The 25,672-nt window shown below is 73.0% G+C and carries 21 protein-coding genes; 5 read left to right on the top strand and 16 right to left on the bottom strand.

Annotated features, from left to right (window positions below; genetic code table 11):
• Window positions 1-30: 30 nt before the first annotated feature.
• The gene (locus BXA10_RS12210) at window positions 31-957 is read right to left on the bottom strand and encodes a 2-hydroxyacid dehydrogenase (RefSeq protein WP_076470433.1); all 927 of its coding nucleotides are present in this window, start codon (window positions 955-957) and stop codon (window positions 31-33) included.
• 165 nt (window positions 958-1,122) lie between these two features.
• On the opposite strand from BXA10_RS12210, the gene BXA10_RS12205 reads away from it, so the two are divergent.
• Window positions 1,123-2,298, top strand: a complete 1,176-nt coding sequence (locus BXA10_RS12205; protein ID WP_076470432.1) for a PQQ-dependent sugar dehydrogenase — start codon at window positions 1,123-1,125, stop codon at window positions 2,296-2,298.
• 22 nt (window positions 2,299-2,320) lie between these two features.
• Window positions 2,321-3,889, top strand: a complete 1,569-nt coding sequence (locus tag BXA10_RS12200; protein WP_076470431.1) for a metallophosphoesterase — start codon at window positions 2,321-2,323, stop codon at window positions 3,887-3,889.
• 425 nt (window positions 3,890-4,314) lie between these two features.
• Here BXA10_RS12200 and BXA10_RS12195 read toward each other — a convergent pair whose 3' ends face one another.
• From BXA10_RS12195 to BXA10_RS12125, 15 genes are all read right to left on the bottom strand, one after another.
• Complete coding sequence (locus tag BXA10_RS12195) at window positions 4,315-6,675, bottom strand: transketolase-like TK C-terminal-containing protein (protein WP_076470430.1); 2,361 nt, start codon at window positions 6,673-6,675, stop codon at window positions 4,315-4,317.
• A 176-nt stretch (window positions 6,676-6,851) separates the two neighbouring features.
• Window positions 6,852-8,345, bottom strand: a complete 1,494-nt coding sequence (gene gatB, locus BXA10_RS12190) for an Asp-tRNA(Asn)/Glu-tRNA(Gln) amidotransferase subunit GatB (protein WP_076470429.1) — start codon at window positions 8,343-8,345, stop codon at window positions 6,852-6,854.
• Between the two features lie 13 nt (window positions 8,346-8,358).
• Window positions 8,359-9,834, bottom strand: a complete 1,476-nt coding sequence (gatA, locus tag BXA10_RS12185; protein ID WP_076470428.1) for an Asp-tRNA(Asn)/Glu-tRNA(Gln) amidotransferase subunit GatA — start codon at window positions 9,832-9,834, stop codon at window positions 8,359-8,361.
• 70 nt (window positions 9,835-9,904) lie between these two features.
• Complete coding sequence (gene gatC, locus BXA10_RS12180) at window positions 9,905-10,210, bottom strand: Asp-tRNA(Asn)/Glu-tRNA(Gln) amidotransferase subunit GatC (protein WP_076470427.1); 306 nt, start codon at window positions 10,208-10,210, stop codon at window positions 9,905-9,907.
• 158 nt (window positions 10,211-10,368) lie between these two features.
• The gene (locus BXA10_RS12175) at window positions 10,369-12,960 is read right to left on the bottom strand and encodes a putative bifunctional diguanylate cyclase/phosphodiesterase (RefSeq protein WP_076470426.1); all 2,592 of its coding nucleotides are present in this window, start codon (window positions 12,958-12,960) and stop codon (window positions 10,369-10,371) included.
• A 200-nt stretch (window positions 12,961-13,160) separates the two neighbouring features.
• The gene (gene ligA, locus BXA10_RS12170; protein ID WP_076470425.1) at window positions 13,161-15,296 is read right to left on the bottom strand and encodes an NAD-dependent DNA ligase LigA; all 2,136 of its coding nucleotides are present in this window, start codon (window positions 15,294-15,296) and stop codon (window positions 13,161-13,163) included.
• Window positions 15,297-15,470: 174 nt separating this feature from the next.
• Window positions 15,471-16,541, bottom strand: a complete 1,071-nt coding sequence (locus BXA10_RS12165) for an ADP-ribosylglycohydrolase family protein (protein ID WP_425436055.1) — start codon at window positions 16,539-16,541, stop codon at window positions 15,471-15,473.
• Window positions 16,542-16,601: 60 nt separating this feature from the next.
• The gene (locus BXA10_RS12160) at window positions 16,602-16,961 is read right to left on the bottom strand and encodes a VOC family protein (protein ID WP_175649184.1); all 360 of its coding nucleotides are present in this window, start codon (window positions 16,959-16,961) and stop codon (window positions 16,602-16,604) included.
• Between the two features lie 36 nt (window positions 16,962-16,997).
• Window positions 16,998-18,002: a methionine synthase gene (locus BXA10_RS12155; RefSeq protein ID WP_076470423.1), complete on the bottom strand. Its 1,005-nt coding sequence runs from the start codon at window positions 18,000-18,002 to the stop codon at window positions 16,998-17,000.
• 48 nt (window positions 18,003-18,050) lie between these two features.
• Complete coding sequence (gene mnmA / locus BXA10_RS12150; protein ID WP_076470422.1) at window positions 18,051-19,124, bottom strand: tRNA 2-thiouridine(34) synthase MnmA; 1,074 nt, start codon at window positions 19,122-19,124, stop codon at window positions 18,051-18,053.
• A gap of 178 nt (window positions 19,125-19,302) precedes the next feature.
• Window positions 19,303-20,478 carry a cysteine desulfurase family protein gene (locus tag BXA10_RS12145; RefSeq protein WP_076470421.1) on the bottom strand — a complete coding sequence of 392 codons (1,176 nt, stop codon included), beginning with the start codon at window positions 20,476-20,478 and terminating at the stop codon, window positions 19,303-19,305.
• A gap of 436 nt (window positions 20,479-20,914) precedes the next feature.
• Entirely contained in the window at window positions 20,915-21,874 is a 960-nt protein-coding gene (locus BXA10_RS12140; RefSeq protein WP_076470420.1) for an electron transfer flavoprotein subunit alpha/FixB family protein, read from the bottom strand.
• 11 nt (window positions 21,875-21,885) lie between these two features.
• Window positions 21,886-22,665, bottom strand: a complete 780-nt coding sequence (locus tag BXA10_RS12135; protein WP_076470419.1) for an electron transfer flavoprotein subunit beta/FixA family protein — start codon at window positions 22,663-22,665, stop codon at window positions 21,886-21,888.
• 416 nt (window positions 22,666-23,081) lie between these two features.
• A complete protein-coding gene (locus BXA10_RS12130; protein WP_425436054.1) occupies window positions 23,082-23,489 on the bottom strand; it encodes a hypothetical protein in 408 nt (135 codons plus the stop codon).
• Between the two features lie 2 nt (window positions 23,490-23,491).
• Entirely contained in the window at window positions 23,492-24,289 is a 798-nt protein-coding gene (locus tag BXA10_RS12125) for a GNAT family N-acetyltransferase (RefSeq protein WP_076470417.1), read from the bottom strand.
• 41 nt (window positions 24,290-24,330) lie between these two features.
• On the opposite strand from BXA10_RS12125, the gene BXA10_RS12120 reads away from it, so the two are divergent.
• Genes BXA10_RS12120 through BXA10_RS12110 form a run of 3 tightly spaced genes read left to right on the top strand, consistent with a single transcriptional unit; the run spans window position 24,331 to window position 25,573 of the window.
• On the top strand, window positions 24,331-24,723 hold the full coding sequence (locus tag BXA10_RS12120) for a YidH family protein (protein ID WP_076470416.1): 393 nt from the start codon (window positions 24,331-24,333) through the stop codon (window positions 24,721-24,723).
• A complete protein-coding gene (locus BXA10_RS12115; protein WP_076470415.1) occupies window positions 24,720-25,094 on the top strand; it encodes a DUF202 domain-containing protein in 375 nt (124 codons plus the stop codon). The genes BXA10_RS12120 and BXA10_RS12115 overlap by 4 nt, the downstream gene beginning before the upstream one ends.
• A 26-nt stretch (window positions 25,095-25,120) precedes the next feature.
• A complete protein-coding gene (locus BXA10_RS12110; RefSeq protein WP_076470414.1) occupies window positions 25,121-25,573 on the top strand; it encodes a PLD nuclease N-terminal domain-containing protein in 453 nt (150 codons plus the stop codon).
• The last annotated feature ends 99 nt before the right edge of the window (window positions 25,574-25,672 follow it).

Here is a 25,672-nt window from a genome sequence, read left to right as displayed (position 1 = left end):
CCGCCGACGCATCGCCGGGAAGCAGCCGGCTCAGTACCCGTCGACCACCACGTTGATCAGCGGCTGACCGGTCGCGAATCGCCGCACCTGGTCCCCGACGAGCCGGTACGCCCGGGGCAGCAGACCGCGTACCGAGCCGGCGACGTGCGGGGTGATCAGCACGTTGGGCATCTCCCACAGCGAGTGGTCGGCCGGCAGCGGTTCCGGGTCGGTGACGTCCAGCGCCGCGGCGATCCGCCCGGTGGCGAGTTCGGCGGTCAGCTCGTCGGTGATGGCCACCGGTCCCCGCGCGGCGTTGACCAGCAGCGCACCGTCCCGCATCAAGGCCAGGAACTTCGCGTCGATCAGCCCGCGGGTCCGCTCGGTGAGCGGTACCAGTACCACCACCACGTCGGCCTCGGGCAGCAGCTCCGGCAGCTCCTCGACGGCGTGCACGCCCTGTTCGGGACGGGCGGTGCGGGCCACCAGCGTGAAGTCGACCCCGAACGGGGCGAGCCGGTCGCGTACCGCCGTGCCGATCGAACCGGCGCCCACGATCAGCACCCGCTTGCCGGTCAGCTCGTCGGTGGGGGTCACGTCGCCGTACGCCCACTCCCGTCGGGCCTGCGCCCGCACGAAGGCGGGGAACGATCGCAGCTGGGTGAGGATCGCGGTGACCACCCACTCGGCCGTCGACGGGTCGTGCACCCCGCGGGCGTCGCAGAGGGTCACGCCCTCCGGCGTCCGGCCCACCCAGGCGTCCGCGCCGGCGGAGAGCAGCTGCACCACCGAGAGGTCGGGCAGCTCGTTCAGGAACGCGGTGGCGTCCCCACCGGCGAGGAAGGGCGGTACCCAGAACCGGACGTCGGCCGGCTCCGACGGAAGCTCCTCCGGACGCTCGGCGACCTCGACGGTGACTTGCGGGGGCAGCTCGCCGAGCAGCGCCAGCCCGGCCTCGTGCGGAATCCATACCTTCACGCTCGCCGACGATAGCCTCGTCGGCGGCCACGTCCGCCGCCGGTGCCGAACATCGGCCGGTCGCCGGGCTTTCGCACGGGCCGCCACCCCTTTCGTGGAGACCGCTCACGGACGAAGCACCCGCACGACGGGCCGGCAGCGGCCCGGCGGGATACCCTGGGCCGGGTGAGCGCCCGTCCCCCGTACCCCCGTGTCCGCCGCACCCGTGCGGCGCTCGCGGCGTGTTGCGCGGCTCTGCTGCTGGCGGCCACCGGATGCAGTTTCGGCGAGCCGGAACCCGACCCGGCGGGCGAGCCACCGAACTTCCCCACTCCCTCGACCTCCGCCAGCCCGGGCGGGGCGGGCCGGCAGGCGGTGACCACGGTGCTGGCCAAGGGTCTGCGGGTGCCGTGGGCGATCGGCTTCCTGCCCGACGGCGGCGCCCTGGTCACCGAGCGGGACAGTGGCCGGATCCTCAAGGTCGGCCCGGAGTCCGGACCGGACGGGCTGCGGGTGACTGTCGCACAGACCATCCCCGACGTGGCCGCGGCCGGCGAGGGCGGGCTGCTCGGCCTCGCGGTCTCGCCGGACTACCGACGGGACCGGACGATCTTCGTCTACTACACGACGGAGCGGGACAACCGGATCGCCCGGCTCCAACTCGGCGGTGAGCCGACCCCGATCCTGACCGGCATCCCGAAGGCCTCCGTCCACAACGGCGGCGGGCTCGGGTTCGGGCCGGACGGCCAGCTCTACGCGAGCACCGGGGACGCCGGGGAACGCCCGGACGCGCAGGACGTGAAGAGCCTCGGCGGCAAGATCCTGCGGATCACCCGGGACGGCAGACCGGCGGCCGGCAACCCCTTCCCCAACTCGCCCGTCTGGTCCATGGGGCACCGCAACGTGCAGGGCTTCGCGTGGGACGCCGCCAAGCGGATGTACGCGGTGGAGTTCGGCCAGAACACCTGGGACGAGATCAACCAGATCGTCAAGGGGAAGAACTACGGCTGGCCGGTGGTGGAGGGGCGCGGCGACGACAAGCGCTACGTGGACCCGATCACCCAGTGGTCGACCTCGGACGCCTCCTGTTCGGGGCTGGCCGCGACGGACCGGCTTTTGGTCACCGCCTGCCTGCGCGGCAAGCGGCTCTGGGTGGTCGAGCTGACCGACACGGGCGCGATGCTCGGGCAGCCGCAGGAGCTGCTGACCGACCGGTACGGCCGGCTTCGGGCCGTGGCCACCGCTCCCGACGGCTCGGTGTGGGTGTCCACCTCGAACCACGACGGGCGGGGCAACCCGACGCCGGAGGACGACCGGCTGCTACGGCTGGTGTTCGCCGACGGCGGGGCCGGACGGAGCTGACCGGAGAGCCACGATTTCCGACATGGACGGGGAACGGGACGAGCAGCAGGCCACCGGTGCAGAGACCCGGGCGGCCCGCTGGCGTCGCTGGCCGCTGCGGCTCGGCACCGGCCCGGCGGGTCGGCGCGGTCTGCCGCGCATGGTCGGGGTGACCCTGGCGATAATGCTCGTCACTCTCGCCGGGGTCACGCTCGGCGTACTCGGCGGCGGCCGGGTCGACACCGACATCGGTCCTTTCCAGGCGACCCTCACCCTCTCTCCGGACACCGCCGGTGGGACCACTGTCGACATCCCGCCGCTGGGCGCCCTGCTGCTGGACAGCCACGACGGCCCGACCCACCTGACCGTCCGCCTCGGCGCGCTCGACCAGGGACGTACCGAGGCGTTGATCGACGACCCGGCGAGCATCCAGCGGGCCAGCATCTCCGCGGTGGATGACGTCCGCACCGGGGTGATGCGGCTCGGTCTGCGTACCGTCGCCTCCGCCGTGCTGGCCACCCTGCTGCTGGCCGCGCTGGTGTTCCGGAACGTTCGCCGCACCGCGGTGGCCGGCGGGCTCGCGTTGCTGGTGACGCTGGGGAGCCTGGGCGCGGCGGCGGCGACGCTGCGCCCACAGGCGATCGAGGAGCCGCGGTACGAGGGGTTATTGGTCAACGCGCCGGCCATCGTCGGTGACGCGCGACGGATAGCCAACGACTACACCCGGTACGCCGAGCAGCTCCAGCGACTGGTCGGCAACGTCAGCCAGCTCTACACCACGGTCTCGGCGCTGCCGGTGTTCGAGCCCGCACCCGACACGACCCGGGTGCTGCACGTCTCGGACATGCACCTCAACCCGACGGGGTGGCAGCTGATCCGGACGGTGGTGGAACAGTTCGACATCGATGTGGTGATCGACACCGGCGACATCACCGACTGGGGCAGCGAACCGGAGGCGTCCTTCGTGGGTTCGATCGGGGTGCTGCGCAAGCCCTACGTCTACATCCGGGGCAATCACGACTCGGCGCGGACCGCCGCGGCCGTCGCCCGGCAGCCGAACGCGATAGTGCTGAACAACTCGACCACCACTGTCGCGGGACTGACCATCGCCGGCCTCGGCGACCCACGCTTCACACCGGACAAGAACACCTCCCCGGCCGGCAGCGGGATGACCCAGGAAGTGGCCAACCGGGTCATCGGGACCGGCGAGCAACTCGCCGCGACGATCCGCAGGTCGCCCCGCCCGGTGAACATCGCGCTGGTGCACGATCCGGCCTCCGCCGGGCCGCTGTCCGGCACCTGCCCGCTGGTGCTGGCCGGGCACACCCACGCCCGGCAGGTCTCGAAACTGCCCGAGCAGCCCGGGAAGATGCCGACCCAGCTGCTGGTGGAGGGCTCCACCGGCGGTGCCGGACTGCGCGGCCTGGAGGGCGAGAAGCCCACTCCGCTGTCGATGAGCGTGCTCTACTTCGACCAGGACAAACTGCTCCAGGCGTACGACGACATCACCGTCGGCGGCACCGGCCAGGCCCAGGTGAACCTGGAACGCCACGTGATTCGGGACCCGAAGGCAGGCGAGCAGGTGCCTGTCACCCCGACCCCGACCCGCTGACCCCACGCCTCGACCCACGTCGCCGCGCCTCGCCCCACGTCGCCCCACGTCGCCGTGCGTCGCCCCGCTTCGCCCGCGTCTGGTCCGGTGCCCGGACACGGCCCCGCCGACACGGAAAGTAATCATCGTCCGGCCGCACCACCCCGCGCCTCGCGCCCTTTGCTCTGCACCCCAATAAGCGCCAGTCACCGTGAGTAATGGGCCTGCCGCCCCAGCCGATCGGGGCCGCAACCCGTCTGCACTGGTGGAGGTAGGTGGCGCGTATCGGGGTGCAGAGCAAAGGAGGCGAGCCGGTGTGGCTGGCCCCGGCGGGCCCGTGACTCTCAGTCGCATCGTCACGTTCGGGCCGAGTCGTCACCGATGGTGACCGCCCAGCACCGACCCGCGCCCGCCCTGCCCGCCGCCTCGACCCGCCGCTCCCGCGGTCAGCGGCGGAGCGAGAGCGCGGCCAGCGCGGCGTTGACGATGCTGCCGGGAAGCAGGTCGTGCAGCTCGTACAGCTCGGCGACGCTGCCGGACTGGCCGAACTCGTCCACCCCGAGCGGCACCGTGGGCACCCCGAGGGCGGACCCGAGCCACGCCATCGCGTGCGAGGCCGCGTCGTGCACGGTGACCACCGGCGCCCGGTCGTCGAACGCCGAGCGGAGCGCGCCGGGCACGCTCGGCACGGTCGCCGTACGCACCCCCTGGCGCAGCGTGCGCTGCCAGGCCCGGTAGATCCGGTCCAGCGAGGTGATGTCGACGACGTGCGCGGCGATGCCCTCGTCCGCCAGCTCCGCGGCCGCGGTCAGCACCTCGGGCAGCACCGCCCCGGAGGCCGCCAGCTGCACCACCGGCGCGTCCGCGAGGTGCGGGTACGCCTGGTGGGCGTCGACCAGCCGGTACGCTCCGGCGACCACCTGCCGGCGCAGTACCGCGTCCCCGAGCCGGGCGCGCGCCGCCTCGAACGGCGCCTGGTCGACCGGCCGGGTGCTCAGCCGGAAGTAGTAGGCCCCGTCCTCGGTCGGCGCCGCCGTCGCCGACGGCGCCGCGCCTCCCGCGATCTGGCCCAGGGCGTCGCAGAGCAACCAGTCCAGGGTGACCGCGTACGCCGGCTCGATGAACGTCACGCCGGGCAGCTCCAGCCCGACCGAGGCGGTGATGGTCGACTGGTGCGCGCCACCTTCGGGAGCGAGGGTGATTCCGGACGGGGTGCCGGCGACCACGAAGCGGGAACCCGAGTACGTCCCGTACAGGAACGCGTCCAGGCCGCGCAGCACGAACGGGTCGTACACCGTGCCGACCGGCAGCAGCGGCTGGCCGGACAGGTCCCAGGACAGGCCGAGCTGACCCAGCAGCAGGAACAGGTTCATCTCCGAGATGCCCAGCTCGATGTGCTGACCGGCGGGGCTCTCGGTCCAGCGCAGCATCCGGTCCTCGGTCCAGTCACGCTGCGCGCTCGGTGCGAACACGCCCGTCTTGTTGATGAACCCGGCGAGGTTGGTGGACGTGGCCACGTCCGGGGCGGTGGTCACCAGGTACCGGCCCAGCTCCGGGTCGCGAGCCAGATCCACGAGTACCCGGCCGAAGACCTCCTGCGTGGAGATCGGCTTGTTGGCGCGTACCTTCGTGGCCTCCGGGACGGTGACCCCCAGCGCCCGCTCGCGCGGCGGGCGGGACAGCGCCTCCCGGCGCTCGCCGGCCCGGATGCCGGCCGGGGACGCCGGGTCGAGCCGGTCCCACTCCGCCTCCCGGGTCAGGCCGTGCGCGGCGCGCAGCGCGTCGACCTGTTCGGTGCTGAGCAGCGCCGAATGGTTGCGCGGATTGCCGGCGATCGGCAGCCCCCACCCCTTCACCGTGTACGCGAACACGACGCTCGGCCGGTCCGTGACGGCGTCGCACTGGGCGTACGCGTCGAGCAGCGCCGCGAGGTCGTGCCCGCCGAGGTCGGTGACGAGCGGACCCAACTCGTCGTCCGGCACGTCGGCGATGAACGTGGCGACCGCCTCCGGCGCGCCGTCGAGGAACCGCTTGCGCAGCTCCGGCCCGGCGAGCCCGAACAACGACTGGTACTGCTCGTTGGGCATGGCGTCGATCCAGGTCCGCAACACCTCCCCGCCCGGGCGGGCGTACGCCGCGGCGAGCCGGCGACCGTACTTGACCTCCACCACGTGCCAACCGGCCGCCTCGAACTGGCCCCGCCACTGGTTGATCCGCACACCGGGCACCACCCGGTCGAGCGACTGGCGGTTGAAGTCGACCAGCCACATGACGTTGCCGAGACCGGTGGTGGCCGGGTCGGCGACGGCCTCCCAGATGTTCCCCTCGTCCAGTTCGGCGTCGCCGATCAACGAGATGAACCGGGACCGGGGCCTGGGACCGAAGTGCGCCTCCACGTAGCGGCGGGTGGCCGCGGCGAAGAGCGGCGCCGCCGCGCCGAGCCCGACCGAGCCGGTGCAAAAGTCGACCCCGTCCGGGTCCTTGGTGCGGGACGGGTAGGACTGGAGGCCGCCCCGCGCCCGCAGCCGGGGCAGGTAGGAGCGGTCGAGGTTGCCCAGCAGGTACTGGATCGCGTGGTAGACCGGCGAGGCGTGCGGCTTGACCGACACCCGGTCCGCGGCGTCCAGGTGGGCGAACCAGAGCGCCGTCATCGCGCTGACCAACGAGGCGCTCGACGCCTGGTGCCCGCCGACCTTCACGCCGTCGCCGGCGTCGCGGTCGTGGTTGGCGGCGTCCACGATCCGGGTGGCGAGCCAGAGCACCCGGCGCTGAATCTCGTCGAGTACGTCCAGGTCGTGCTGGTTCACGGTGGCTCTATCCGGGCGTCGCCGATGACGCCCATACGAAAAGGGGTGTGGATCGTTCCGGCCGCGGCCGCGACGATGCGCCGCCGCTGAGGAGTAGCCGGCGCGGGCCGGCCGGAATGTCAGGAAGGGCCCCTTGCCGCGCACCGGGCGGCGGCGACAAGGGGCCCTTCGTGAGATCAGGCGCCGAGGCGGGCCAGGATCAGCTCCCGGACGGTCTTCGCGTCGGCCTGGCCGCGGGTGGTCTTCATGACCGCGCCGACCAGCGCGCCGGCCGCCGCGACCTTGCCGCTGCGGATCTTGTCGGCGATGTCCGGGTTGGCGGCGATCGCCTCGTCCACGGCCGCGGTGAGCGCGCCGGTGTCCGAGACCACCTCCAGGTTGCGACTGGTCATGACCTCGGTCGGCGAACCCTCGCCGGCCACCACGCCCTCGAGCACCGTGCGGGCCAGCTTGTCGTTGAGCTTCCCGGCGTCGACCAGGCCCTGCAGCTCGGCCACCTGCTCCGGGGTGGCCCCGACGTCGACCAGCTCGACGCCGGTCTCGTTGGCCCGCCGGGACAGCTCGCCGAGCCACCACTTGCGGGCCGCGGCCGGCGTGGCGCCGGCGGCCACGGTCTGCTCGATCAGCTCGACCGCGCCGGCGTTGAGCACCGACTGCATGTCCAGGTCGGACAGACCCCACTGCTCCTGGAGCCGCCGGCGGTGCACCCGGGGCAGCTCCGGCAGGGCCGCCTTCAGCTCGGCCACCCACGCCGGATCGGGCGCGATCGGCACGAGGTCCGGCTCCGGGAAGTACCGGTAGTCGGTGGCGGTCTCCTTGGACCGGCCGGGCCGGGTGTCCCCGGTGTCCTCCTGGAAGTGCCGGGTCTCCTGGGTTATCCGGCCACCCGCGTCGAGCACCGACGCCTGCCGCAGCATCTCGGAGCGGACCGCCCGCTCCACCGAGCGCAGCGAGTTGACGTTCTTCGTCTCGGTGCGGGTGCCCCACTCCTGACCGGGCAGGTTCAGCGACGTGTTCACGTCGCAGCGCAGCGAACCCTCCTCCATCCGGACGTCGGAGACGCCCAGCGAGCGGATCACGTCCCGCAGCTCGGTGACGTACGCCCGGGCGACCTCGGGGGCGAGCTCACCGGTGCCGGGGATCGGCTTCGTGACGATCTCCACGAGGGGGATACCGGCCCGGTTGTAGTCCACCAGCGACTCCGTCGCACCGTGGATCCGGCCGGTGGCGCCACCGACGTGCAGCGTCTTGCCGGTGTCCTCCTCCATGTGCACCCGCTCGATGCCGATCCGCACCGTCTCGCCGTTCACCTCGACGTCCAGGTAGCCGTCGACGCAGAGCGGCTCGTCGTACTGGCTGATCTGGAAGTTCTTCGGCATGTCCGGGTAGAAGTAGTTCTTCCGGGCGAACCGGCACCAGTCCGCGATCGAACAGTTCAGCGCGAGGCCGATCCGGATCGTCGCCTCGACGGCCGCCTTGTTGACCACCGGCAGCGAGCCGGGCAGGCCCAGGCAGACCGGGCAGACCCGGGTGTTCGGCTCGCCACCGAAGTCGGTCGGGCAGCCGCAGAACATCTTCGTCCGGGTGCCGAGCTCGACGTGGGTCTCCAGGCCGATCACCGGTTCGTAGCGGGCGACGACGTCGTCGTACGAGGGCAGTGTCGTGGTCATCGGAGCTCCTGCCTCACAGTGCCGGTGGGGTGAACGTGCCGACGGCGCTCTCCAGCGCGGCGGCGACCCGGTACATGCGGTCGTCGGCCATCGTCGGGGCCATGACCTGGAGACCGACCGGCAGGCCGTCGGAGAGCCCGCACGGCACCGAGATGCCGGGTCCCCCGTACAGGTTGGTCGGGATCGTGAACAGGTCGGCCAGGTACATCTGGTAGGGGTCGGAGGTACGCGCGCCGATCGGGAACGCCACGAACGGGGTGGTCGGCGAGATCAGCGCGTCCACCTGCTCGAACGCCGCGGTGAAGTCCCGGGTGATGAGCGTACGGACCTTCTGCGCCTGCCCGTAGTAGGCGTCGTAGTAGCCCGACGAGAGCGCGTACGTGCCGAGCATGATCCGGCGCTTGACCTCCGGGCCGAAGCCGGCCTCCCGGGTCAGGGACATGACCTCCTCCAGCGACCGGCTGCCGTCGTCGCCGACCCGCAGGCCGAACCGGACGCCGTCGAACCGGGCCAGGTTGGAGGAGCACTCGCTCGGCGCGATCAGGTAGTACGCCGGCAGCGCGTAGGTGAAGTGCGGGCAGGAGACCTCGACGATCTCGGCGCCCAGCTTGGTCAGCGCGTCGACCGCCTCCCGGAACACCGCCAGCACGCCCGGCTCGGCGCCCTCGCCGGCGAACTCGGTCACGATGCCGAGCTTCACGCCGGTCAGGTCACCTGTCGCACCGAGCTTCGCCGCGGCCACCACATCCGGCACGGGCTGCGGGATCGACGTCGAGTCACGCGGGTCGTGCCCGCCGATGGCCTCGTGCAGCAGGGCTGCGTCCAGCACCGTGCGCGCGCACGGGCCGGGCGTGTCCAGCGACGAGGAGAAGGCGACGAGCCCGTAGCGGGAGGTGCCGCCGTAGGTCGGCTTCGCCCCGACGGTGCCGGTGACCGCGCCCGGCTGGCGGATCGAGCCACCGGTGTCCGAGCCGATCGCCAGCGGCGCCTCGTACGCGGCCAGCGCCGCGGAACTGCCGCCCCCCGAGCCGCCCGGGATCCGGTTCAGGTCCCACGGGTTGCGGGTCGGGCCGTACGCCGAGTACTCGGTGGAGGAGCCCATCGCGAACTCGTCCATGTTCGTCTTGCCGAGCATCACCGTGCCGGCCGCGCGCAGCCGCTCGACGATCGTCGCGTCGTACGGCGGGCGCCAGCCCTCGAGGATCTTGGAACCGACGGTGGTCGGCACACCCTTGGTGGCGAGCACGTCCTTCACGGCGACCGGCACGCCGGCCAGCGGGCCGAGCGGCTCACCGGCCGCACGGCGCTCGTCGACCGCGCGGGCCGCGGCGAGGGCACCCTCGGTGTCGACGTGCAGGAACGCGTGCACCTGGTCGTCGACCGCCGCGATCCGGTCGAGGTGAGCCTGGGTGACCTCGACGGCGGAGGTCTCCCCGCCGGCCACCAGCGCGGCGATCTCCGCCGCGGTCTTCGTGGTCAGGTCGCTCATGCCGCCGCCTCGCTTCGCTCGCCGGCGCCCCGCCGCGCGCTGATGATGCCGATTCGCTCGTTACGTTCGCTCATGACGCCAGGTCCTCGTTGAGGATCCGCGGAACCCGGAACCGCTGCTGATCGACGTCCGGCGCGCCCGACAACGCCTCCTCGGGGGTCAGGCACGGCGTCTCGACGTCCTCACGCAGGACGTTCGTCAGCGGCACCGAGTGCGAGGTCGGCGGGATGTCCGCGGCGGCGACCTTGCCGACCTGGGCGACCGCCTGGAGGATCACGTCGAGCTGGCCGGCGAACGTGTCCAGCTCCTCCTCGGTGACGGCGAGCCGCGACAGGCGCGCCAGGTGCGCGACCTCCTCGCGGGAGATGGCGGCCATCGTGCCCCCTTCGTAACGGTCCTGTGTCCGGCCGGTCTGCCGACCGCGCGAGCTGTACGGAGTGACGCGCGGTGACCGGAGCGAGTCTATTGTTCCGTGTCGGCGTGGCGTCCCCCCACTCCCCCTCCACACCGCCGCGTCGCCCCGTCCGGGCCGGTTCAGCGGGCGTGCCGGCGGCGCAGGTCGGGGTCCGGGCCTCCGGCGGGGCGCACCGGACGGTACCGGGCCAGCCAGGTGACCAACTCCTGGGCGGGCATCGGCCGGGCGTAGAACCAGCCCTGGGCGGCGTCACAGCCGGCGGCGTGCAGCATCCGCCAGGTCCGCTCGTCCTCGACCCCCTCGGCGACCACCCGCAGACCGAGGGCCCCCGCAAGCTCGATCATCGACCGTACGATCGCCGCGTCGTCGGGGTCGTCGGCCATGCCGAGGACGAAGCTGCGGTCGACCTTGACCTCGGACAGCGGCAACCGGCGCAGGTGTTGCAGGGACGAGTAGCCGGTGCCGAAGTCGTCGAGCGCGATGGCCACCCCGATGCGGTGCAGCCGGGAGATGGTGGCCAGCACCCGTCGCGGATCGGCCATCAGGGCGCCCTCGGTGATCTCCAGTTGCAGCCGCTCGGGCGGTACGCCGTACCGGGCCAGCCGGTCGGCGATCTGATCGGCGATCTCGCCGGTGTGCAGGTCACGCACGCTCACGTTGAGCGCGGCCCGCAGGCCGACCCCCGCGGCCGACCACTTCGCGAGCTGCTCCACGACGTCGTCGACCACCCGGCGGGTGAGCAGGCGCATCACGGTGCTCTGCTCGGCGACCCGGATGAGCTCCTCCGGGTCGACCATTCCGCGCCGCGGGTGTCGCCAGCGCAGCAGCGCCTCGACCCCCACCACCTCGCCGGTGGCGATGGCGACCTGCGGCTGGTAGTACATCGTGATCTCGCCGGCGTCGACGGCCGGGTCGGCGTCCGAGCCCTCGCCGCGATGCTCACCGGCGGCCAGAGCGGCCGCGGCGTCCTCGTCGGCGGTCACGCCGAGCCCGTGGTGGCCCGGATCGGCGGTCGGTCCGCGGCCGTTCGCCGCCCTGCGGTCGACGACCGCGCCCCGGTCGACCACTCGCGTGCCGGGACGGCCGGTGCGGCGGCGGATCGGGTCGGCGCCGGACACGATCCGGCTGATCAGCTCGTCCTCGGGCACCACCTCGGGACGGCGCTCCCGCTGCCGCGACCACCAGCGTCGCGCCCGAGGGCCCGTCGCTCCGCCGTTCAGCGCCGCACCGTCGCCGCCCGAGCCTCCACCCGGCACCCCGCCGGCCCGATCAACGGCGGTGGCGAGGGCGGCACCGTCCCCGCCCCGTGTCGCGCCGGTGACGAGCCGGCCCTCCCCCGCTTCGGACGTGCCACCGGGTCGTACGTCGGCCGGCTGGTCGGCGTCGGCCCGCTCGTCCACGGCCGGGCCGGCCTCCAGCACCCGTCGCAGATCGGCCAGGAGTCCGAGCCGCTCGGCCGAGTTGTGGTCGGACTCGGCGGTGTAGACGGCGATGGTGTCGTTGCGGTGCTTCGCGTCGTACATCGCCACGTCGGCGTGGCGCATCAGGGTGGCGAAGTCCTCCCCGTGCTCCGGGAAGACGGCGATGCCGATCGACCCGCCCACGTCCAGCGGCAGCCCGTCCAGCGGCACCGGCTCGGCGAGCGTCCGGACCACCAGGTCGGCGAGTTCACGCGCCTCGGCGGCGTCGCTGAGACCGGTCATCACGATGGCGAACTCGTCGCCGCCCAGCCGGGCCACCATGTCCCGCCCACCGACCAGTGTGGTCAGTCGCTGGCTGACCTCGACCAGCAGCCGGTCCCCCACCGCGTGGCCGAGGGCGTCGTTGACGTTCTTGAACCGGTCCAGGTCGATCAGCAGCAGCGCCAGGTGCCCGTCCGGTTCGCCGCGGCCGGACCGCTCCCCGTGCAGGTGGACCTGCTCGGCGACCTCGGCCAGCAGCGCCTTGCGGTTCGGCAGGCCGGTCAACGGGTCCAGGGAGGCGAGCTGTTGCTGCTCGACGGTGAGCCGGGCCATCCGGTAGACGGCGAAGAGTGGCACCAGCACCAGCGGGATCAGTGCGGCGCTGGTGCGGGCCGCGGCGACCAGCACCGGGGCGAGCAGCAGCAGCGAACCGGTGGAAAGCAGTTCGAAGCCGAGGCCCTGCCGGAAGCTGGACCACCATCGGCCACCGAATCGGAGCCGTACGGCCATGCTGACCAGCACGTAGTTGACAAGGAACCAGACCAGGGTCGCGCCACCGACCGCCACGACGTCGGAGGTGTGCAGCACACCGCCGGAGAAGACGGTGCCGGGCCCGAGACGGGTGACCGCGTACGCGGCGGCGAGGGCGCAGGCGTACTGCCCGACGTTGAACGCCGTGCGCCACATGGCGTGCCGCAGCCGCCAGCCGGAGACGATGACGGCCACCGCCTGTACCACCACCGCCGGACCCAGCCCCCAGCCGAGCAGTATGGCGAAGGTGAAGCAGGTGGACGGGAAGACTGCCGACGTATGCCGCCGGCCCGGCGGTACGAACGGGCGGGCGTCGCAGACCACCGCGAGCGCCGCCATCGTCCAGAACGCCACCGGCAGCTGAGGCAGTTGCTCCGGCAACGCCGCCAGTGGACCGGCCGCGAGCAGCAACGCCAGGGCCAGGACGGCGCCGATGAAGGCGGTGAACGGCGCAACGCGTCCGGGCGGGACGACGTTGCGCGGGTCCGCGACCTCCATCACACCTCCCGGACAACGGTCGGCGTGCCCGTTCACACGCCGTGCACCAATGAAACGCCCTCGGTGCCGGCTTTCCCGGTATGACAGTCACGAATCGGTCGTAGTCGTAATTAACTTGGTATACGCCCCAGCCGACCCGGGCCGCCGCGTCGTTCGTCCACGTGGCGCTGACCAGGCATGACGGGCAGAGGTGGTGGGACTCAGCCCTCGACGCGGGCCACCTCGCGAGCGGCGTCCGGCCCCTTGTCGAGCAGCACCCGGAAGCCGTCCTCGTCGAGGACCGGCACCTTCAGGCCGGCCGCCTTGTCCGCCTTGGACCCCGGGTTCTCACCCACCACCACGAAGGCAGTCTTCTTCGAGACCGAGCCGCTGACCTTGCCACCCCGGCTCTGCACCGCCTCCGCGGCCTGGTCGCGGGAGAACCCGGCGAGCGTGCCGGTGACCACGACGGTGACACCCTCCAGCGGGCGCGGGCCCTCGTCGAGCGCCTCCTCGGCCATCCGCACGCCGGCCTCGGCCCACTCGCGGACCACCTCGCGATGCCAGTCCACGGCGAACCACTCACGGATGCTGGCGGCGATGGTCGGGCCGACCCCGTCGACCGAGGAGAGCTCCTCCTCGCTGGCCTTGTCGATCGCCTCGACGGACCGGAAGTGCTGCGCCAGCGCCCGGGCGGCCGTCGGGCCGACGTGCCGGATGGAGAGCGCGACGAGCACCCGCCAGAGCTCTCGCTCCTTGGCGACGGCCAGGTTGTCGAGCAGCTTGACCGCGTTGCTGCCGAGGCTGCCGTCCTTGTTGACGAAGAACGGCGACCCGGTGAGCTGCTCGGCGTCGAGGGAGAAGAGGTCACCCTCGTTCGTGATGATCTGCGCGTCCAGCAGCGCCGCCGCGCCCTTCTCGCCGAGCACCTCGATGTCGAGCACCTTGCGGCCCGCCAGGTGGTAGATCCGTTCGCGGATCTGCCCCGGACAGGTCCGCGCGTTGGGGCAGCGGATGTCGACGTCGCCCTCCTTCGCCGGTGCGAGCGGAGTACCACAGGCCGGGCAGGAGGTGGGCATCACGAAGGGGCGGGCGTCGACGGGTCGCAGGTCGACCACCGGCCCGAGCACCTCCGGGATCACGTCGCCGGCCTTGCGCAGCACGACCGTGTCCCCGATCAGCACGCCCTTGCGTTCCACCTCGCGGGCGTTGTGCATGGTGGCGAACGCGACCGTGGAGCCGGCCACCCGGACCGGCTCGAGCACCGCGAACGGGGTGACCCGACCGGTGCGCCCGACGTTGACGTCGATGTCGAGCAGCTTGGTGGTCACCTCCTCCGGCGGGTACTTGAACGCGATCGCCCAGCGGGGCGCGCGGCTGGTCGAGCCGAGCCGGCCCTGGATGGCAACCGGATCGACCTTCACGACCACACCGTCGATCTCGTGCTCGACGTCGTGCCGGTGCTTGCCGTAGTAGGCGATGTATTCGGCGACGCCGGCCAGGTCGGGTACGACCCGCCAGCGGTCGCTGGTCGGCAGACCCCACGCCTTCAGCGCCGCGTACGACTCGGACTGGGCCACCGGCTGGAATCCCCGCCGGGCGCCGATGCCATGCACCACCAGGCGCAGTGGCCGGGACGCGGTGACCCGCGGGTCCTTCTGGCGGAGGCTGCCGGCGGCGGCGTTGCGCGGGTTGGCGAACGGCGCCTTGCCCTGCTCCACCAGGCCCGCGTTGAGGTCGGCGAAGGCCGCCACCGGGAAGTAGATCTCGCCCCGGACCTCGAGGAACTCGGGCACGTCGGGGAACTCGGGGGACGGGGTGAGCTGACCCGGTACGTCGCGGATGCTGCGCACGTTGGCGGTCACGTCCTCACCGGTGCGGCTGTCGCCGCGGGTCGCCGCGCGGACCAGCCGGCCGCGCTCGTAGGTGAGGTTGATCGCGAGCCCGTCGACCTTCAACTCGCAGAGGTAGGGCACCGGCCCACCGGCGTCGCGCTCGACCCGCTCGGCCCAGGCGGCCAGCTCCTCGTCGGCGAAGGCGTTGTCGAGTGAGAGCATCCGCTCCGCGTGCTGCACGGGGGCGAAGTCGGTGGAGAACGTGCCGCCGACCCGCTGGGTGGGCGAATCCGGCGTACGGAGCGCCGGGAACTGCGCCTCCAACGCCTCCAGCTCGCGCAGCTGGCGGTCGAACTCGGCGTCGGAGATGGTGGGCGAGTCGAGCACGTAGTAGCGGTACTGATGCTCGGTCAGCTCACGGCTCAGCGTGGTGTGCCGCTCCCGCGCCTCCGGGGTCGGCTCGCCGCCCGCCGCAGCCTCCTGCGCCGGGCTGACCTGTTGGCCGATCTGCTCGTCGGACACGCCGCCACCTTCGGACACCGGTTGACCTCCCTGATCACGCTACCCGGGCACGGTAACCGGCGCGTACGACAACCCGCCGCCCACCCGCCCGTCCGACCCGGCGTCACCCAGCTGCAGCCGGTGATCAAGAGGTTTGCGTCACGACCGGCCGCTCTCGTGACGCAAACCTCTTGATCACCGCTGGAAGCGGGGTGCGCGCATGTGGGGGTGGGGGTGGGGGGGGTGGGGGGGGGGGGGGGGGGGGGGGGGTTGGGGGGTGGTTAGGGCGGTGAGCTGGTCGGCGTACTCGATCCGGGTGGCCCAGCCGGCCGGCCAGGCGGACATGCCGACCGCCGCCCCCACGAACGCGCCGGCCAGCGCGGCGATGGAGTCGGAGTCACCGGCGGTGGTGGCGCCCCTGGCCAGCGCGCCGACCGGGTCGTCGGGGTGCCGCAGCGCGCAGTACAGGGCGGTGGCCAACGCCTCCTCGGCCACCCAGCCCTCCCCGGTCAGCAGGCACGGATCGCCACCGTCGTCCGGCCGGGCCAGCGCGTCGGTCAGCCGGCCCAGCACGGCGAGGCACTCGTCCCAGCCCCGGGCGATGAACTCCGTCGGGACCGTCGCGCCGGGGCGCTGCCACAGGTCGCCCAGCCAGTCGGCGCGGTAGTGGAGGCGCTGCTGCCGCGCCCGCTCGGCGAGCAGGGCGGGCAGTTCGTCGAGCGCGGCGCCGTCACGCAGCAGCCGCACGGCGTACGCGGTCAGCTCGCTGGCGGCCAGCCCGGTCGGGTGACCGTGGGTCAGGCCGGCCTGGAACTGGGCGAGCCCGGCGAGGGTGTCCAGGTCGACGTCGAGCAGCCCGACCGGGGTGACCCGCATGTTCGCCCCGCAGCCCTTCGAGTCGGCCACGCTCGCCTCCTGCCAGCGCACCCCCCGGGCCAGCTCGCCGCAGGCCCGCAGGCAGGTCATTCCCGGGGCCCGGTTGTTCTCCGGGCTCGCCGCCCAGTCGACGAACCGGCGGCGCAGCACCGGCTCCACCGCTTCGGGCGTCAGCTCGGACGCCTCGCGCAGCGCCCAGGCCACAGCCAGTGCCATCTGGGTGTCGTCGGTGACCAGCGCCGGGTCTCCGACCAGCTCGCGGGGGCCGGAAGGCCCGTGCCGGCGGACGATCTCGGCGACCGGAAGGAACTCGGTCTCCTTACCGAGCGCGTCGCCGTAGGCGAGCCCGAACAGCGACCCGGCGGCGCGGTCGCGCGAGGAATCGATCATGACGGTGATCATGCCCGTCGGGAGCAACCGTCGCCAGGGGGTGCGGCAGTCGGCCTGCCGTCAGTCCCAGCAGAGGCAGAACGGATGGCCGGCGGGATCGGCGTACACCCGGAAGCCCTCGCCCTCGCCGGGCAACCGCCGGGCACCGAGCGCGAGCGCCGCCTTCTCGGCGGCCTCGATGTCGGTCACCGTCACGTCGAGGTGGAGCTGCTGGGGGACCTCCGGCTCCGGCCAGGTCGGTGGACGCAGGTCGGGCGCCTTCTGGAACGCCAGGCGCGGATGCTGCCCGGGCGGGCCGCCGAGCACCACCCAGTCGTCCTCGTCGTGCACCAGCGGCAGGCCGAGCAGTTCCGAGTAGAACGCCGCTAGGGCCCGGGGATCCGGGCAGTCGATCACCGTCGAACGCAGCTGTCCAATCATGCCGGTCATCCTGCCCGCCGGGTACGACGGCGAAACTCAGTCCTCGGCGAGTCGCCGACCGGCGTCGTGGCAGGCCTTCAGCACGGCCCGGGCGTACTCCGGCGTGGCACCCGCCAGCCCGCAGGCCGGGGTGACCACCACCTGCTCGGCCAGGCGGGCGCGGGGGAAGGCGAGGCGATCCCAGAGCACGCGTACCCGGTCGGCCACCTCGGCGGAGGTGGGGGCGCGACCGTTCGACGGCGGTCGCGTGGGGACGGCGCCGGCGAGCAACCCCAGCCCGGCGTCGATCGCCTCGCCGAGCGGGTCCAGGTCGGTGACCAGCGACAGGTCGAGGGCCAGACCGGCCGCGCCCGTGGAGCGGATCAGCTCCACCGGCACGTCGGGCGCGCAGCAGTGCACCACCGTCGGCACCCCCACGGCCTCGATGAGCGAGCGCAGCAGGGTCGACACGAGTTCGACGTCCGCGGCCGGGTACGTGCCGAGCCCGCTCTCCGTGCGCACCCGTCCGGCGAGCACCGCGGGCAGCGACGGCTCGTCCAGTTGGAGCAGCACCGACGCCCGGGGCAGCCGCCGGGCCACCGCCGCGACGTGCTCGCGCAGCCCTTCGGTGAGCGAGCCGGTCAGGTCACGCACCGCGCCCGGGTCCCGCAGCATCCGGCCACCGATCGGCAGCTCCAGGTCGGCGGCGAGGGTGAACGGCCCCCCGGCCTGCACCTTGATCGGCCCGGCGTACTCCTCGGCCTGCTCGGCGAGCTGGTCGAGGTCGCGCTCCATGAGGTCCCGGGCCCGGCGCAGCTCACGGCCGGGACGCGGGGCGATCCGCCAGCGGGCTGCGTACAGCTCCACGGGCAGCTCGACCAACAGGCCGGCGGTGCGGCCGATCAGGTCGGCGCCCGGGCCGCGGGCCGGCAACTCCGGCAGGTGCGGCAGGTTGGGTAGTTCCCCGAGGACGATCCGCTGTGCCTCGGCGATGTCGGTGCCCGGCAGCGATCCGATGCCGGTCGCCGCGCCGGTCGGCCACGGCCACGCCTGATCTGTCACGGGCGAAGGGTATCCGGTGGGGACTGCCGATCCGCCCGGCGGCGGCACTCAGCCCGCGATGGTGGCGGAGCCGAGCACGATGTCGCCCGCCGGATCCGGCCGGTACGCCACCACCGCCTGCCCGGCGGCGACTCCCCGCAACGGACGGCGCAGCTCGGCGTGGAGCGTGTCGCCGTCCAGAGCGACGGTCGCCGGCGACACGTCACCGTGCGCGCGCAGCTGTACCTCGCACTCGATCGGACCGTCCGGACGCGGGCCGCCGGTCCAGACCGGACGCTCGGCGCGGACCTGGGACACCTCCAGCGCCTCGGCCGGGCCGACGGTCACGGTGTTGGTCTTCGGGGTGATGGAGAGCACGTAGCGCGGCCGGCCGTCCGGGGCCGGCCGGTCCAGGTGCAGGCCGCGTCGCTGGCCGACGGTGTACGCGTACGCGCCGGCATGGGTGCCGACGACCGCACCGCTGGTCGCGTCGACCACGTCGCCCGGCTGCTCGCCCAGCCGCTGCGCGAGGAAACCCCGGGTGTCGCCGTCGGCGATGAAGCAGATGTCGTGGGAGTCCGGCTTCTCGGCGACCGCGAGCCCCCGCCGCGCGGCCTCGGCCCGGACCTCCGCCTTCGTCGAGTCACCGAGCGGAAAGATCGACCGGTCCAGCTGCTCCCGGGTGAGCACCGCCAGCACGTACGACTGGTCCTTGGCCAGGTCGGCGCTACGCCGCAGCAGGCCGTCCGCGCCGAGCCGGGCGTGGTGGCCGGTGACCACCGCGTCGAAGCCCAGGGCGATCGCCCGGTCCAGCACCGCGGCGAACTTGATCTTCTCGTTGCAGCGCAGGCACGGGTTCGGGGTACGCCCGGCCGCGTACTCGGCGACGAAGTCGTCCACCACGTCCTCGTGGAACCGGTCGGCCATGTCCCACACGTAGAACGGGATGCCGATCACGTCGGCGGCGCGACGCGCGTCCCGCGAGTCTTCCAGCGTGCAGCAGCCTCGCGCCCCGGTGCGGTAGGTCTTCGGATTGCGGGAGAGCGCCAGATGCACGCCTGTCACGTCGTGCCCGGCGTCGACCGCCCGCGCCGCCGCGACCGCCGAGTCGACCCCGCCGGACATCGCCGCCAATACCCTCACCAGCTCACTCCCTTCCGCCTTCCAACCCTAACCACCCGATCCGGCCGGCTGCCCGCCCGATCCGCCCGCTGCCGCGCGGCCCACTCGCCCGACGGTCCGGCAGGGGTGTGCCTGATGACGAATCGGACGTCACGCCCCACCGACCGGCGGCCGAGGCCCCGGGCGAGGGCACCCGGGATCAGCGGGGGGTGCGGTAGGCGGCGGCCCGGCGGGCGCGCTCGACCGCGCCCGGAAGGGCGGCGATGAGCGCGTCGACGTCGTCCCGCGACGAGGTGTGGCCGAGGGTGAAGCGCAGCGACGAACGGGCCCGGTCGTCGTCGGCGCCCAGCGCCAGCAGCACGTGCGAGGGCTGGGCCACCCCGGCCGAGCAGGCCGACCCGGTCGAGCACGCGATGCCCTGGGCGTCGAGGAGCAGCAGCAGCGCGTCGCCCTCGCAGCCAGGGAAGGAGAAGTGCGCGTTGCCGGGTAGCCGGTTCACCGGGTCACCGTTGTAGACCACGTCAGGCACCGCGCGGCGGACCCGTTCGACCAGGTCGTCACGGAGCGCGGCGATCCGCGCCGCGTACTCCTGCTGACTCTTGACGGCCGCCTCCACCGCGACCGCGAAGGCCACGATCCCGGCGGTGTCGAGGGTGCCGGAGCGTACGTCGCGCTCCTGGCCGCCGCCGTGCAGCACCGGGGTGGCCGCCACGTCACGGCCCAGCAGCAGGGCACCGACTCCGACCGGCCCGCCGAGTTTGTGTCCGGTCACGGTCAGCGCCGACACCCCACTGGCGGCGAAGTCGACCGGCACCTGCCCGACCGCCTGGATCGCGTCGGTGTGGAAGGGCACGCCGTACTCGGCGGCGGCGGCGGCCAGTTCGCCGATCGGCTGGACGGTGCCGACCTCGTTGTTGGCCCACATCGCGGTGACCAGTGCGACCCGGTCGCCGTGGGCCTCCAGCTCGGCACGGAGCACGGCGGGGTCGACGCGCCCGGCGGGGTCGACCGGCAACGAGCCCACCTCCGCGCCCTCGTGTTCGCCCAGCCAGTCCACGGCGTCCAGCACCGCGTGGTGCTCCACCGCGCTGGACACCACGCGACGGTGGCGGTCCACGCTCGCCCGACGTGCCCAGAAGATTCCCTTGACCGCGAGGTTGTCGCTCTCCGTGCCACCACCCGTGAAGATCACTTCGGAGGGCCGGGCACCCAGGACCGCAGCCACCCGTTCGCGGGACTCCTCGACCCGGCGACGGGCCTTCCGGCCGGCCGCGTGCAGTGACGACGCGTTGCCGACCTCACGGGCGGTGGCGACGTACGCCTCCAGTGCCTCGTCGAGCATCGGAGTGGTCGCCGCGTGATCCAGGTAAGCCATCACCGCTCAGCCTACGGCGGCGCTACGGACGGTCGGCGGGCGAGGGCACCTCGGGTACGTCACGGGGCGTCCGGACGAACCAGCGGTGGCGGGCGCGAGTCCGCGGATTGTTACGGGCACTGTTTTCGCCAGTCGCCGAGTCGGGATCATCGCCTTGGGCAGTGCGCAACGGCGCACATCAGGCATACTCGGATATCGACGTCCCCACCTGGTCCGGCATCACCTGCCCCGCTCGGCGACCGCACGCCGGGGGCACCCCGACGGGCTGATCGGCGGGCCGGCTCAGCTCCCCGGCCCGCCGATCAGCTCCCATTCGGTCAGCCGCCCGCCGGCCACGGGTGGACGGGTACGGAGAAGGAGTGGCGGCCCACGGCGGGCCGGCCACTCCTTCTCGGTGTCTGCGCGCGTCGGGCGGGGCGATGCTCCGCCCGACGGCTCACTTGCGCTTGCGGATCTCCTCCGCGGCCTGCGGTACGACCTTGAACAGGTCGCCGACCACGCCGAAGTCGGCCAGCTCGAAGATCGGCGCCTCAGCGTCCTTGTTCACCGCGACGATGGTCTTCGAGGTCTGCATGCCGGCCCGGTGCTGGATGGCACCGGAGATGCCGAGCGCGATGTAGAGCTGCGGCGAGACCGTCTTACCGGTCTGGCCGACCTGGAACTGGTGCGGGTAGAAGCCGGAGTCGACGGCCGCCCGGGAGGCGCCGACCGCGCCGCCGAGCAGGTCGGCCAGCTCCTCGACCAGCTTGAAGTTGTCCGCGTTGCCGACACCACGGCCGCCGGAGACGACCACCGACGCCTCGGTCAGCTCCGGGCGCGAGCCCTTCTGCTCGGCGACCCGGTTCACGACCTTGGCCAGCTTGTCGGTGTCGCCGACGCTGACGGCGAGCTGCTCGACCGCCGGGCTGGCGGCGGCCGGGACCGGGTTGACCGAGTTCGGCCGGAGGGTGACCAGCGGCAGGCCGCGGGTGACCTTGGACTTCACGATGGCGGAGCCGGCGAAGGCCACCTGGGTGGCGGTGCCGTCGGCGTCCAGCGCGACCACGTCGGTCAGGATGCCGTTGTCCAGCTTGATCGCCAGCCGGGCGGCGATCTCCTTGCCCTCCTGGGAGGAGGCGAGCAGCACGGCGGCGGGCTCGACCCGGCGGACCAGCTCGGCCAGGACGGTGGCCTTCGGTGCCACCAGGTAGCCGTCGACCTCCTCGCCCTCGGCGGCGTAGATCTTCTCCGCGCCGTACTCGCCCAGCTTGGCGCTCAGCGCCTCGGCCGCGCCGGTGCCGCCGAGCACGACGGCGCTGGGCGTGCCCAGCTCGCGGGCGAGGGTGAGCATCTCCAGGGTGACCTTCTTGACGCCGAACTCGCGGGTGGCTTCGACGACGACGAGAACCTCAGACATGTCCAGACCTCTCACACGAACTTCTCGGTGGCGAGGAACTCGACCAGCTTGACGCCGCCGTCGCCCTCGTCGGTGACCTTCGCGCCGCCCGAGCGCGGTGGACGCTTGCTGTGCTCCAGGACGGCGCTGGTGGCGCCCTCGAAGCCCACCTCGGCCGGGGCGACGCCGAGGTCACCCAGGGAGAGGGTCTGCACGGGCTTCTTCTTGGCCGCCATGATGCCCTTGAACGACGGGTAGCGCGGCTCGTTGATGGTGTCCCAGACCGAGACCACGGCCGGCGTGGCGGCGGTGACGACCTCGTAGCCCTCCTCGGTCTGCCGCTCGATGGTGAGCGTGCCGCCGTCCACGGTGAGCTTGCGGGCGCCGGTCAGCGCCGCCACGCCCAGCCGCTCGGCGATCATGTGCGGCATGACCTGGACCCGACCGTCGGTCGACTCCGCGCCGCAGATGACCAGGTCGGCGTCGAGGGTGCCCAGCGCGGCGGCGAGCACCTTCGAGGTGGTCACGGCGCAGGAGCCGTGCAGCGCGTCGTCCACGACGTGCACGGCCTTGTCCGGGCCCATCGACAGCGCCTTGCGGATCGACTCGGTCGCCCGGTCCGGACCCATGGTCAGGATGGTCACCTCGCCGCCGTGCGCCTCCTTGATCTTCAACGCCTCTTCGATGGCGTACTCGTCCATCTCGTTGATGACGTTGTTCGCCGAACCGCGGTCGACGGTGTTGTCGTCACTGCGCAGGTTGCGGTCCGCGCCCGAATCGGGCACCTGCTTGACGAGTACGACGATGTTCATCGCGCTTCGACGACCCCTCCTGTGTGGTGTTGCGAATCGCTCGCCCGGTCTGGGCCGCAGCCTCCCGCGTGACTTAACGATCGGTCAACTGCGGGCCGCTGTGCGGTTGCCCACGAGCGTGATGTTACCTGCCAGTAGGTTAGACCTCTGGCGGGGCACAGAGTGACACAGCCCACTGACCCGACCCCCCCGTGGGTACACTCCCGGTCGGGAGGTGACCGAAATGTCCGAGCTTGCGGGATACGCCACGTCGGCGGGCTTGACCGGCAACCGGCCGCGACGGCGCAAGACGTGCCGCCGGCAGTTGCCGGACTCGTACCGCTGCGCCTGCGGGCAAATTCGCGACCGCTGCGTACGGGCCGCCGTGCGGGCGCTGTGGTCGCCGACCGGCCCGGCCGCCGCACCGTCCGCCCGGATCAGACCTCCTCGCCCAGCGCGGCCCTGATCCGTTCGATCATCGCCGCCTCCGCCGGCGCCACCCCGGCGTGCGCCCGCGCCACCCGGTCCGCGGCAGCGAGCACCACCTCGCGGTACGCCGCCACGTCCGCCGGCGACTTCTCCCGCAGGATCCGCACCGCCGCGCCGAGCGCCGGCAGCACCTTCGCCTCGACCTCGAGTGCCGAATCACGCGGGAGCCTCGGCAGCGGACCCGTGGTGAGCGCCGCCCGGACCACACCCGACGCGTCGGCGAACGCGTCCGACGCGGCCAGGCTCTCCTTGAGCACGGACAGCATGCCCGGGTCCACGTTCGACACCAGGAAGACCGCGCCGAACGCGCCGGTCTTGAGCGTCAGCCGGTCCTCGTCCGTCAACTCCTCGGGCACGATCACGGAGTGTAGACGTACGGGGTGGTCGTGGTGACCGCGACGAGGCCGAGCCGCTCGAGAATGGGCCGGCTGTCGTCGGAGGCGTCCACCTGGAGCAGGGTCCGGTCCCGCTGCGCGGCCAGCCGGGCCCGGTGCACCACCAGCGCCCGGTAGATGCCCCTGCGCCGCCACCGCGGCAGGGTCGAACCGCCCCAGAGCGTGGCGAAGCCGGTACCCGGCGGATAGCGGACCCAGCCGGCGCTCACCACGGTCTCGTCCGCCTCGGCCACCACGATGGTGATCGACTGCGGGTCCGTGGCCATCTCCCGCTCCAGGACCGCCCCGAGGTGGCTGCGGTCGGCCTGCCAGACCTCCTCCTCCATGGCCACGATCCGGTCCAGGTCGGCGCGGGCGGTCACCTCCCGCAGACGTACGCCCTCGGGCAGCACCGGAAGCGCCGCGGCCAGCGGCGCGACCGGGCCGATCACGACGGACTCCTGCTCCTCCGGCACGAACCCGGCCACCCTCAGCCGATCGGCGAGGTCCGCCGGCTCGTCGTGACCGGTGAGCTTCCACTCCACCTGCTCGCCTCGCCGCCGGAACAGCTCGACCTGCCGGGCGATCAACTCGTCGAGCGCCGCGCCCGTCAGACCGCCCAGGTCGCGGTAGGTGAGGAAACCGCCCCGACCGAGACCGAGCACCCGGTACAGCGGCCCGTCCTGCTCGACGGTCACCCCCGCCGGCACCGGATCGGGCAGCTCGGGTCGCAGCTGGGTGTCGTACGCGGCCCGCAGGGTGGTGACATCAAGATCCGTCATCGCTTCAGGCTACGACCCGTGGCCAGCGGATAATCGGCATCGTGTGGGAGTCGATCAGGCGTTGGTTCGACCCGCGGGAGCTGCGCTCGGTCGGTAGCACCCCCGACTACCGGTTCTCGCTGGCCAACGAGCGGACCTTCCTCGCCTGGTTGCGTACCGGGCTGGCACTCGTGGGCGGCGGGCTGGCCACGGCCCAGTTCCTGCCGCCGCTGCCGCTGCGGCACCTGCGCGAGGCGATCGCGGTCGTCCTGCTGCTGCTCGGCGGCGCCGTGGCGGTCCGCGCGGTCGACCACTGGGCGCGTACCGAGCGGGCGATCCGGCTCGGCGAGGAACTGCCCGCCTCCCGGTTCCCGGCCATCCTCGCCCTCACCGTCGGCCTCGGCGCGCTGCTGCTGGTGGCCGCGGTGCTGGTGACTGCGCTCGGCGGTCGGTGACGACCCGGCCCGGCGCCCCGGAGCCCGCCCGAGAGCCGGACGCGGGCCCGGGCGGCACCGCCGACGACGGGCAGCCGCGCGACCCCGGTCTTCAGCCGGAGCGGACCCGGTTGTCGTGGCGGCGGACCGCACTCACGCTGACCGTGGTGACCGCGCTCGCCGTCCGCCTGGCGCTGGCCGGTGACACGGCCGACGCGGCGCTCGCGGGCACCGCCCTGGTCATGTGGGGAGCGGTGCTGCCGATCTACTGGCGGCGCGGCACCAGGACCGGGCCGGCGTCGGTCTACGGGCCCTCTTTCCCCACCGTCGCCCTCGGCGCGGCGGCGCTCGCCCTGCTGGGGGTGGTGCTGGTGTTGCGCGGGCTGTCATGAGCGCCCGGGTGCGCGATGATGGGCGCATGGTCCGGCTGTACGCCCTCCTCTTCGTGGCGCAGGTCATCCTCGCCGTCTGCGCGCTGATCAGCTGCCTCTCCGCCGAGGAGGGTCAGATCCGCGCCCTGCCCCGGGTCGCCTGGGTGCTGATCATCTTGTTCTTCCCGCTGGTCGGCTCGATCGCCTGGTTCCTCGCCGGCCGGGAGAAGGTCCCTGGCCCGGCGGCCGGCGGGCCGAAGCGGTGGACGCCCACACGTGAGCGCCCGCGGCAGCTCGCCCCCGACGACGACCCCGAGTTCCTCAAGTCCATCGCCGAGCGGTCCCGCCGCGACGACCAGGAACTCTTCCGCCGCTGGGAGGACGACCTGCGCCGCCGCGAGGAGGACCTGCGCCGCCGCGAGACCGACGGGCCGGACGGTCCGCCACGAGCGGCCCGAGACGGCGAACCGCCTCGCGAAGAGGACCGCCCCGAGGTGTAGGTGCAGGTGCGGCGGGATCGACGGCGTGCGGCGAGCAGGTCCTCGTTCCGGCTGACGCCGCCGGTCGCGCCGCCACCGCGACCGGCGGCCGCGCGGGCC

It is taken from the genome of Micromonospora avicenniae (assembly GCF_900156065.1).
GTDB lineage: Bacteria > Actinomycetota > Actinomycetes > Mycobacteriales > Micromonosporaceae > Micromonospora > Micromonospora avicenniae.
The sequence above is the reverse complement of the archived record's forward strand: the minus strand, read 5'-3'. Positions and strand labels throughout refer to the sequence as shown.

What these genes read in the sequence shown, in the direction of transcription:
- BXA10_RS12200 (WP_076470431.1), top strand. Translation starts at nt 2,321, where the DNA reads ATGGACGGGGAACGGGACGAGCAGCAGGCCACCGGTGCAGAGACCCGG.
- gatB (WP_076470429.1), bottom strand. Translation starts at nt 8,345, where the DNA reads ATGACCACGACACTGCCCTCGTACGACGACGTCGTCGCCCGCTACGAA.
- gatA (WP_076470428.1), bottom strand. Translation starts at nt 9,834, where the DNA reads ATGAGCGACCTGACCACGAAGACCGCGGCGGAGATCGCCGCGCTGGTG.
- gatC (WP_076470427.1), bottom strand. Translation starts at nt 10,210, where the DNA reads ATGGCCGCCATCTCCCGCGAGGAGGTCGCGCACCTGGCGCGCCTGTCG.
- BXA10_RS12175 (WP_076470426.1), bottom strand. Translation starts at nt 12,960, where the DNA reads ATGGAGGTCGCGGACCCGCGCAACGTCGTCCCGCCCGGACGCGTTGCG.
- BXA10_RS12165 (WP_425436055.1), bottom strand. Translation starts at nt 16,541, where the DNA reads ATGATCGATTCCTCGCGCGACCGCGCCGCCGGGTCGCTGTTCGGGCTC.
- BXA10_RS12160 (WP_175649184.1), bottom strand. Translation starts at nt 16,961, where the DNA reads ATGATTGGACAGCTGCGTTCGACGGTGATCGACTGCCCGGATCCCCGG.
- BXA10_RS12145 (WP_076470421.1), bottom strand. Translation starts at nt 20,478, where the DNA reads ATGGCTTACCTGGATCACGCGGCGACCACTCCGATGCTCGACGAGGCA.
- BXA10_RS12140 (WP_076470420.1), bottom strand. Translation starts at nt 21,874, where the DNA reads ATGTCTGAGGTTCTCGTCGTCGTCGAAGCCACCCGCGAGTTCGGCGTC.
- BXA10_RS12135 (WP_076470419.1), bottom strand. Translation starts at nt 22,665, where the DNA reads ATGAACATCGTCGTACTCGTCAAGCAGGTGCCCGATTCGGGCGCGGAC.
- BXA10_RS12125 (WP_076470417.1), bottom strand. Translation starts at nt 24,289, where the DNA reads ATGACGGATCTTGATGTCACCACCCTGCGGGCCGCGTACGACACCCAG.
- BXA10_RS12110 (WP_076470414.1), top strand. Translation starts at nt 25,121, where the DNA reads ATGGTCCGGCTGTACGCCCTCCTCTTCGTGGCGCAGGTCATCCTCGCC.